Origin of the sequence: Luteibacter sp. (genome assembly GCF_051958795.1) — a bacterium.
Taxonomy (GTDB): domain Bacteria; phylum Pseudomonadota; class Gammaproteobacteria; order Xanthomonadales; family Rhodanobacteraceae; genus Luteibacter.
The window spans coordinates 1-7,640 of record NZ_JBQCFT010000321.1; the positions used below are offsets into that span (position 1 = coordinate 1).

Consider the following 7,640-nt stretch of genomic DNA (forward strand, 5'->3'; position numbering starts at 1 on the left):
AGGACGAGGCCGGCAAGGTCGGAGAACGACGCCAGCCAGGCCGCCAGGCCCTGGCGGTCGAAGGCGTCGTCAGCGTGGCACATCAATACGGTGCGCATGGATCGCACTCAGGCGGAAGGCGGCTTATTCTGGCGCCCGGCGGGACGAGGCGCGATTGGCCTAAGGGCCTATGCCCCCCGTCACGTGGCTCCGCAGCCCGGCTGGTGGCCGCAGGCATTTGCGCGCAGAATGGTCTGCCGCCGAACGCGTGGCGGTCGTCCGCTCATTCGCAAGGGAGAGTCACTGTGCGCACATTGATCGTTGCCGGACTGCTTTGCCTGGGTTGCCCCGCACTCGCCTCCGCCGGGGAACCCGTGACCCGCACCTCGCCGTTTACAAGCTTCAGCACGACGCGCAGCCCGGATGCATTCGTCGCATGCCTGCTGCCGGTCATTCAGAAGACTTACCCGCAGAGTAGCGCCGCGGCAAAGGGCGATGACCGGGAGATGCACGTGGTGGATGCATCTACGCCGGGCATCCTTGCCCAGATCGAAGTTCGCAACGATGGCCGCCTGAGTTCCCTTGTCCTGATCCGGATGGAGTCGCCTCAAGCCGCTTCGGGCCGCAGTCTCATTAATTCTGCCCGGCAGTGCAGTTAGTGGCTGGGTAAGAAATCCCAATCCCTGCGGGGTTAGGGCAAGAAATGACACCGACCTGGCGCCACGCTTGCCGCATTGATTTGCGGACACCGTGGCGACGCGATCCATGCCACCTCCCGCTAACCCACGAGGTGCAGTCATGAAGATCCTGATGGTGATCACGTCCCACGACCAACTCGGTAACACGGGCAAGAAGACCGGCTTCTGGCTCGAGGAATTCGCGGCGCCTTATTACGTGTTCCAGGAGGCCGGCGTCGAGATGGTGCTGTCATCGCCCAAGGGTGGCCTGCCGCCGTTCGATCCCAAGAGCGACGATCCGGAATTCCAGACTGAACTCACCGCACGTTACAAAAAGGACAAGGAAGCCCAGGACCGGCTTTCGAAGACGGTGAAGCTGTCCGAGGTGTCGCACGATGGCTTTGATGCGGTGTTCTATCCCGGTGGCCACGGCCCGATGTGGGATCTGGCGGAGGACGCGGACTCGATCAAGCTTATTGAGTCGTTCTATGCCGCGGGCAAGTACATCGCGTTCGTCTGCCATGCGCCCGGCGTATTGCGGCATGTCAAAGGGCCGGACGGCAATTGGTTGGTAAAGGGCAAGAAGGTCACGGGCTTCACCAATACCGAGGAAGAAGCCGTGCGGCTCACCCACGTAGTGCCATTCCTGGTCGAGGATTCGCTGAAGCAGAACGGCGGCATCTTCTCGAAGACGGAGGACTGGAAGATCTACGTGCTGGTCGATGGCCTGCTCGTGACGGGGCAGAACCCGGCGTCATCAGGTCCGGGTGCCACCGTGCTTCTGGCGATGCTTCGTTCTCGCTAACCGCTCGGTTAGTGCGCCAGGCTATGGATCTCGACCACGTGGCCGCCGGGGAACTGCACCATGGCCGCTTTGCGCTCGCCCTCGGTATGCGCGTCGACCACGACTTTCGCGCCCGAGTCACGCGCGCGCTGGAGTGTGGCCACCAGGTCGCTTACCTCGTAGCCGGTCAGCTCGGTGCCGTAGGGCCAGTTGAGGTGGCCCTTCGTCACGATGACGGTGGCCTTTCCGAACCGCGATGAAATGCGCACCCTGCGATAGTCACCTTCCTTCTGGCCCACGTCGGTGCCGGGAGCTTTCACATCAGACTCGACCTTGCCATGTGCGAAGGCTACGAAGGCCTTGATGAAGGCGTCAGCGCTTTGCGAGGGCAGGTAGATACGGTTCTCGGGGATGTGATCGAGCGTGGGGTAATCGGGCTTTGTCGTGTGCGAATAGAACTGCATATTCACGCCACCCGGCCAGGTGACGACGGCATCGCGACCAATGGGATCGTCGAACGGAGCAACGAGCGTGGCTGCGCCGCTTGCGTTGGCGGCGGCGACTGCCTCGTCCACGTTGGTGACCAGGTAGCCGGTGCGTTCCGCGCCGAAGGGGTAGGGGACTGGCGTCCTGAACCCGAAGACGGATATGGCGCCGGACGGGGTCCGGACCAGCTGGGTCGACGTGCTCGAGGCGGTGGGCGTGACCGTGGCGATGGCCTGCTTCGTCGACTGGCCGCCGAATGTGGCGGCGAAGCTGCGGACAAACGCATCGACATCCGCAGGCGCCACATAGACGTGCGTCGTGTCGTACTGGGGCCCCACCGAGAAGTCTTCGGCGGCGTAAGCCACGGGCGCGGCCAGGGCGAAGCCAACCAGGGCAAAGATGAATTTACGCAAGACGTGATCCTTGTTCGGGGTGTGATGGTTTACCGGTATCAACTTATCCGGTGCATCAGTCGATGACTTGCAGGATCCCGACGGCAGGGTTCACGAATCGCTATATACCGAACTATATTCCGCAAGACTTGCACGTACGTCCTCCCGGACCATGCAAGCGGGGAGCCTCCCGGCCCGGGGATGCTGGGCCTGGGTCGTCTAAGCCGGAGTAAGTTCATGAAGTCGTATCAAGCTATCGCATGGCCCCTGCTGCTGGCGGGAACGGCCGGCGCCGTCAGTGCGCAGGAGGCGCCACGGAAGACCGATCTGGAGGGGTATACGGTCGAAGCGGGGCAGGCCTCGTATCGCACCGAGTCGGTGGGCATGGGGCCCCTGGGTGACCTTGCGCCGCTGAATACGCCTTACTCCGTGCAGTCGGTGAACAACGACCTGTCGCGCAACCAGCAGCTGCAAAGCGTGCGCGAGGCCTTTCGGTTCCTGCCGACGGTGCAGGGCGAAAACATCCGCCCCCAGACCCGCGGCATGCAGGCCGGTGTCGTCCAGAACACCCGAATTGATGGCCTGAATATCGCCGCCACCACCGATTACCCGATCGAGCAGTTCGAGCAGATTGAGGTGCTCAATGGCCTGGCGGGCGCGCTGTACGGGCCGGCCAGCCCGGCCGGAACGTTCAGCTACGTCTTCAAGCGCCCCACGGATGCGCCACTCCGTGAGTTCGACGTGCGCTATAACTCGCGTGCCTCCGGCCTGGTTCATACCGACCTGGGCGGGCATTTCGGTGCGGACGACCGCTACGGCTACCGCATCAACCTGCTGGACCAGAACGGTCCGGGCTACGTGAAAGGCAGCCGCCTGGCCCGCCGCATGGGTACGCTGGGCTTCGACGTGAAGCTGGCTGAGCATACGGTGCTCGAGAACGATGCCAGTTATTACCACTACACCTCGACGGGATTCCCCGGCACGTTCGCGCTAGGCAGGGGTGTGACGCTGCCGTCGGCACCGGATGCGAAGCGCGACGGCTATGGACAGACCTGGGGCGGTGACGACAACATCACACGTATCCTGAGCTCGCGCCTGCGCAGCGCACTGAGCGAGAACTGGACGCTGAGGGCAGGGGTCCTGAAGGAATCAAACGATCGCCGCTCGACCGTGCCGACGAACACGCTCACCACCCAGGCAGGCGCTTACACGACCACTGCGGCGACCACCACGTACAGCTACGACATGATCGTCAGCAACATGGTCGCCCTGAACGGCAAGGTCGAAACGGGTCCGTGGACCCACGACCTGTTGATCGCCAACAACGGTTTCTACTGGAGCCGTTACACGCCGCTCAATACGGGTGCGGTAACCGTGGGACGGGCGAGCCTCGCCCAGCTCACGGCGTTCGCGAAACCGACGAATTTCCCGTATTTCGCGCACCGCTATCGTTCGATGAATACGAAGCAGCAGTCCGTCACGCTTGGCGACACGATCCACTTTGACGACCAGTGGTCCGCCCTGGTTGCCGGCAGCCAGAGCTGGCTGCATGTGCGGAACTACAGCAAGCAGGGCGCCACCACGTCGTCGTATGACGCGCATGGCATGAGCCCCACGGCAAGCGTGATGTTCAAGCCGACGCCGACGCAGATGGCGTACGTGACGTATGCCGACAGCCTGCAGCAAGGCGATATCGCGCCGGCAGGCACGGCCAACGTCAATGAAAGCCTTTCGCCCTACCGCAGCAAGCAGTGGGAGGCGGGCTACAAGGCACGCGTCACCACGATTGACCTTGGCGTGGCCTTGTACCGGATCAAGCGGCCCTATGCCTATATCGGCGCGGACAATGTCTATGCGAACCGCGGCGAGCAGGTGAATCGCGGCATCGAGCTCACCGCGAACGGCGACATTACCCGCGACCTCACGGTATTTGCCGGTGCCCAGCTGCTTGACCCGCGCCTGTACCACACCGGTTCGACCACCACGGAAGGGAAACAGGTGCTCGGGCTTTCGCGCGTCGTCTACAACACCTTGCTGGAATACCGGCTGCCGTGGGTGCAGGGGCTGACCTTTACGCTCAACGTGAACCACGCAACGAAACGCGCCGGTGATTTCCCGAACACGTATTTCGTCAAGGGCTATACGGTCACCGACATTGGCGGCCGTTACCAGACGCGATTCCAGGGTTGGCCGGTCACGTTCCGCCTCGCCGTGGATAATGCGACCAATCGCCATTACTGGGCTAATGTCACCCCGGCCAGCCAGAACGGCTACAACGCGGCCGGCAGCGCGACCGGTACCCTGGGCGCACCGCGAACCGTCCGCGCTTCCTTACAGGTGGATCTCCTATGAAAACGATGGTCGCCGCGGTTGCCGCCGCTATGCTATTTGCGCCGCTCGTCACCGGCGCCGCCGAGGCGCCTCGGACGCTGACGGTTTACGCCGCAGGCAGCCTCACTGGCGTTCTCGCCGATATTGCGAAGTCATACACGCAGGCGACGGGCGAGCCGGTACGCATCGTCAACGGCCCGGCCGGCGTGTTACGGGAGCGCATTGAGAAGGGTGAGCCTGTGGATGTCTATGTCTCCGCCAACATGGCGCATCCGACAAAGCTAGCAGGGGAGGGGAAAGCTACCCCTCCCGTCGTGTTCACCCGCAACTCCCTTTGCGTCACCACGCTTCCCGGTGCGGGCTACACGAGCGCCAATCTGCTCGATCGCCTGATGGCGCCCGGTGTTCGCATCGGTACGTCCACGCCCGGCGCGGACCCCGGTGGCGACTACGCGTGGGCCTTCTTCGCGAAGGCCGAGACAGTTCGTCCTGGCGCGAAGGCGGCACTCGAGTCGCGCGCGCAGAAGCTTGTGGGCGGTGCCGTGCCGACCAAGGTGCCGGGAGGCGGCGATGCCGTGACTTACTTCCTGGAGCACCACCAGGTGGACGTCTTCTTCGGCTACTGCAGCTCGCATAACGCGACGCCTAATCCGGCACTGACCAAGGTCGAGGTGCCGTCCGACCTCGCCATTCCGGTCGACTACGGAATGAGCGTGGTGCTGCGGGATAACGATCCGGTGCGACTGGCTTCCGCGTATCGCTTTGCGTTGTATGCCATGAGCCCCGCTGCGCAGGCAGATCTGCCGCGATACGGATTCCGTCCCGTAGCCACGGCGAAGCCGCTGCCGCCGTAACGCGACTAGCTGCTGCTGCGCGCTTTCTTGCCCGGGGTGCCAGCGATCGTGGCCGCCCATGTGTTCATCGTCATCTCGATCACGCAGCACAGTTGCTTACGCGTGGCGCCGCTGGCCGCCTGTACGGCCAGGCCGTGCACCAGCGCGCAGACATAGCGCGCAAGCGAATCCGGATCGACCTCGGGCGCGATTTCGCCGGTGGACTGGGCCACCTTGAAGCGTGCCGCGAGCGGCTTGTATCCCGCGAGCCTGGCCTTGGTGAGTGGTTCACGCACCTGCTCGCCCTGGGTGCCGCACACAAGGGCGCCCTGAATATACAGGCAGCCATGGGCACGGTCGGAGCGGGTCTGGTCGGCTACGCTTTCGCGCAGGAAGCGCTCCACGGCTTCCGTGGCGGTAGGAGCGGACAGGGCGCTTTCCAGCAAGATATCGCGTTCTTCGCCATAGCTGGCCACGACCTGGCGGAATAGGCCCTCCTTGCTGCCGAACGCCGCGTAGAAGCTCGGCGGATTGATACCCATCGCGCTGGTCAGGTCCGCCAGGGTGGCGCCGTCGTAACCCTTGGCCATGAACACGTCGATAGCCTGGTTGAGCGCCTGGGTGATGTCGAAGCCGCGCGGTCTGCCGCCAGCCATAACCGCCTCCAATAGGTTGTGTAGCGAATAATACAGATTTTTCTTGACCGGCGCCTGAGCCGGGCATAGATTATGTAGCTATTACTACATAACAGGTCCGCAGCTACCCCAGCTGGGGCCTCTTGCTGGAAATACCATGTCTTCTGAAGCTGGACGGCCCGCCACCGGGCCGCACGCCACCACGCGCGAGTGGATGGCGGTAGGGGCGGTTGCCCTTGGAACGTTCGCCCTGGTTACCAGCGAATTTATCCCGGTGGGGCTCATTACGAGGATGTCGGCTGACTTCGGCTCATCCGATGGAGCCACCGGCCTGATGATGACCGTGCCTGCCTTCGCGGCGGCCATCGCGGCCCCGGCCGTAATGCTCGGTGCGCGTCGCATGGATCGGCGCATCATCCTCTGCCTGCTCAGTGCGCTGCTGGTGATCTCGAATCTGGTCGTCGGTTATGCGCCCAACCTCGGCGTCGTCTTGTTTGGTCGCGTCTTGCTGGGCATCGATGTCGGTGCCTTCTGGGCGATCAGCAGCATCGTCGCGGGGAAGATTGCTCCGTCGGCATCGGTGGGGCGGGCGAGTTCGATCATCTTCGCCGGTATTTCCCTGGGTTCCGTGGTCGGCGTGCCGGCGGGCGCGTTGATCGGGAGTGCCTTTGGATGGCGTACCGCGTTCGAAAGCGTTGCCGCGTTTGGCCTGCTTGTGCTCGTCGCGCAGGTCACGCTTCTGCCGCGGCTACCGCCATCGGAAGTGGTCACCATGCGGCACCTCGCCGCCATCTTCCGTATTCCCAGTGCACGTCTGGGCTTGCTGGCGTGCTTCCTCGCCTTCGCGGGTCAGTTCGCCGCGTATACGTACATGGGGGCATTCCTTGAGCACGTGACGAAGATGCAGCCTGCGGTGCTCTCTTCGCTGTTGCTTGGGTATGGTGTCGCGGGCTTCGTTGGCAACTTCGTCGGCGGGGCATTATCCCAGCGCGGACCGCGCCTCACCTACGCCGGGGCTGCCGCGGCACTGGGCCTTTCGGTGCTTGCGCTCACGCTGGGCGGACAGTCTCAAACCGTGGCATCCATCGCCGTGCTGGCATGGGGATGTGCCTTTGGTGCGCTGCCTATTGCGACGCCGGGTTTCATGGCCCGCGCCGCGGCCAAAGAGCTCGAAAGCGCCAGTTCCATGTTTGTTTCCATCCTCCAGATGGGCTTTGCGTTCGGTGCGTTCGTCGGCGGCCGCGCAGTGGATTCGGTCGGGCTATCGGCGACCTTGAGTTGCGCTGCGATCGCAACGATTGCCACTGGGATCCTCATCGTGCGGTTTGGGCGGATTGATGAGGGTAGGGTGGATGGGGATGTGGTGTTTGAGTAAGGGCGGTCCCCCCTAAACATTTTCCTCAATCCCCGGATTAGTGCTTCAGGACCCCCGGCAATGGGCCGGGCCGTCGTTTTGAAAGCCAGGGGATAAGTCGATGGTTGCTGCGATCGCCGGGAATGGATTGGGTCTGGACAACACCTCG

The 7,640-nt window shown here is 63.4% G+C and carries 7 protein-coding genes; 5 read left to right on the plus strand and 2 right to left on the minus strand.

What is annotated here, in order from left to right:
• Positions 1-353 precede the first annotated feature (353 nt).
• Positions 354-638 (plus strand): hypothetical protein, encoded by a 285-nt coding sequence (locus ACTHLF_RS16620; RefSeq protein ID WP_440328682.1) that lies wholly within the window; start codon positions 354-356, stop codon positions 636-638.
• Positions 639-777: 139 nt separating this feature from the next.
• On the plus strand, positions 778-1,461 hold the full coding sequence (locus tag ACTHLF_RS16625) for a type 1 glutamine amidotransferase domain-containing protein (protein WP_440328683.1): 684 nt from the start codon (positions 778-780) through the stop codon (positions 1,459-1,461).
• An 8-nt stretch (positions 1,462-1,469) separates the two neighbouring features.
• Here the strand turns inward: ACTHLF_RS16625 and ACTHLF_RS16630 are convergent, their stop codons facing one another.
• Positions 1,470-2,339, minus strand: coding sequence for a glyoxalase (locus tag ACTHLF_RS16630; protein WP_440328684.1), 870 nt, complete (start codon positions 2,337-2,339; stop codon positions 1,470-1,472).
• 216 nt (positions 2,340-2,555) lie between these two features.
• On the opposite strand from ACTHLF_RS16630, the gene ACTHLF_RS16635 reads away from it, so the two are divergent.
• Both ACTHLF_RS16635 and ACTHLF_RS16640 read left to right on the plus strand, forming a co-directional pair.
• A complete protein-coding gene (locus ACTHLF_RS16635; protein WP_440328686.1) occupies positions 2,556-4,670 on the plus strand; it encodes a TonB-dependent receptor in 2,115 nt (704 codons plus the stop codon).
• Positions 4,667-5,503, plus strand: coding sequence for a substrate-binding domain-containing protein (locus tag ACTHLF_RS16640; RefSeq protein WP_440328687.1), 837 nt, complete (start codon positions 4,667-4,669; stop codon positions 5,501-5,503). The genes ACTHLF_RS16635 and ACTHLF_RS16640 overlap by 4 nt, the downstream gene beginning before the upstream one ends.
• A 5-nt stretch (positions 5,504-5,508) precedes the next feature.
• On the opposite strand, the gene ACTHLF_RS16645 is transcribed toward ACTHLF_RS16640, so the two are convergent.
• On the minus strand, positions 5,509-6,138 hold the full coding sequence (locus ACTHLF_RS16645; RefSeq protein WP_440328689.1) for a TetR/AcrR family transcriptional regulator: 630 nt from the start codon (positions 6,136-6,138) through the stop codon (positions 5,509-5,511).
• A gap of 136 nt (positions 6,139-6,274) precedes the next feature.
• On the opposite strand from ACTHLF_RS16645, the gene ACTHLF_RS16650 reads away from it, so the two are divergent.
• Positions 6,275-7,492 carry an MFS transporter gene (locus ACTHLF_RS16650; protein ID WP_440328691.1) on the plus strand — a complete coding sequence of 406 codons (1,218 nt, stop codon included), beginning with the start codon at positions 6,275-6,277 and terminating at the stop codon, positions 7,490-7,492.
• The last annotated feature ends 148 nt before the right edge of the window (positions 7,493-7,640 follow it).